The sequence below is a fragment of the Methylobacterium sp. WL103 genome (assembly GCF_008039885.1).
GTDB classification, from domain to species: Bacteria; Pseudomonadota; Alphaproteobacteria; order Rhizobiales; family Beijerinckiaceae; genus Methylobacterium; species Methylobacterium cerastii.
Window position 1 is genome coordinate 1 of sequence record NZ_VRUX01000792.1, and the last position, 1,589, is coordinate 1,589.

The 1,589-nt window shown below is 75.9% G+C and carries 2 protein-coding genes and 1 pseudogene; all 3 read right to left on the reverse strand.

What is annotated here, in order from left to right; genetic code table 11:
* Nucleotides 1-453: pseudogene (locus FV222_RS25480) on the reverse strand (urea amidolyase); the annotation flags it as partial.
* Entirely contained in the window at nucleotides 450-1,205 is a 756-nt protein-coding gene (locus FV222_RS25485) for an allophanate hydrolase subunit 1 (RefSeq protein WP_246685662.1), read from the reverse strand. The pseudogene FV222_RS25480 and the gene FV222_RS25485, both read right to left, overlap by 4 nt.
* A gap of 4 nt (nucleotides 1,206-1,209) precedes the next feature.
* Nucleotides 1,210-1,589 (reverse strand): LamB/YcsF family protein (locus FV222_RS25490; protein ID WP_187277475.1); only part of this gene is annotated, 380 nt, incomplete at its 5' end.

Here is a 1,589-nt window from a genome sequence, read left to right on the forward strand (position 1 = left end):
GCCGGCCGCGAGCGCACGCCCGTCGAGCCCGCCGAGGCCGGACCGGGTGTGGGTCGCGGTCGAGCCGAGCGTCGGCGCGACGGCGACCCGGCCGCATACGGCGATGTAGCACCAGGCGCCGGCCGCGCCCGCCCGCACGGCGAGCGTCCGGCCCGGCTCCAAGGTCAGCGCGACGGACGCCGGAAGCGCCTGACCGTCGAGGGCGACGCGAAAGCCCGTGCTCGCCAGGACGAGGCCGAGTGGACCGCCCTCCGCCGCGACGGTGATGCCGCCGGTCGAGACCTCGATCGCGGTCGCGCCTTCCGGGTTGCCGGCGGCGCGGTTGGCGGTGGCGAAGGCGAGCGGGTCCATCGGCCCGGCGGCGGTGATGCCGTAGCGCAGGTATCCGTGGCGGCCGGCATCCTGGAGCGTGACGCTCGGGCCGGCGGCGAGGATCGCGAGGTGCGGGCTCACGGCGTGGCCTCCTCGGCGAAGGACTCGCGCCGGGCCACGACCTCGCCCGCGGCGGCGCGTCGTTCCAGGGCGGCATAGGTCACGGCGTCGACCGGCTCGAAGCGGATGCGGTCGCCGGCCGCGACCGGGAAGGTCTCGTCGCGCTCCGGCGCGTAGAGGCGGGCGGGCGTCCGCGCGATCACGTACCAGCCGGTCGGCATCGGCACGGTCCCGACCGCGGCCAGGCCGCCGCCGACCAGCAGGGCGTTGGCCGGATGCGGCGGCCGGGGCTTGGCTCGGCGCGGCACCGCGAGCGCCTTCGGCAGGCCGCCGAGATAGGCGAAGCCCGGCGCGAACCCGTACATGTAGACCCGGTAGGTGGCACCCGCATGCAACGCGGCCACCCGCTCCGGCGAGAGGCCGGTGAGCGCGGCGATGGCGGCGACGTCCTCGCCGCAGGGCTCGCCGTCGCTGGTCTCGGCGTAGCAGCAGGGCAGCGTCCACAGGGTCGGCGCTGCCCGGCTCGCGTTCGCGCCGTCGGCGAGCGCCATGACGCGCCCAGCCAGTGCCTCGCGGCTCAGCACCAGCGGATCGTAGTGGATCATCAGCGAGCGGTAGGTCGGCACGGTCTCGCGGACGCCTTCGGGCGGGTCGGCGCGCAACGCCGCGTCGAGCGCCAGGACCCGGTCGTTGATCGCCGGGTCGACGGTGCTTCCGAACTCGGCGACGAGGGCCGCCTCCCCGGCATCGAGCAGGCGTAGGGTCTGCTCCACCGCCTCAGGCCCGGAACGAGGCGAGCCGGATGCCGGCGCCTTCGAGCTTTTCCCGCACGGCGCGGGCGGTGGCGACCGCATCGGCGGAATCGCCGTGGACGCAGACCGAGCGGATCGGCGTCGGCAGGCGGGTGCCCTGCGCCGTCACGATCGCGCCGGATTCCACCATCGCGAGGACGCGGCTCGCCGCCTCCTCCGCGCTCTCGATCATTGCGCCGGGTTGGCCGCGGGCGATGAGCTGCCCGTCCTCTGTGTAGCCGCGGTCGGCGAAGATCTCCTGGTGGATCTCGAGGCCCGCCGCCTCGCCGGCCGGCACCTGCGCGGTGAGGGCGATGGCGAGCAGCGCGAAGTCGCGGTCGACGGCCCGCACCGCCCGGGCGATGG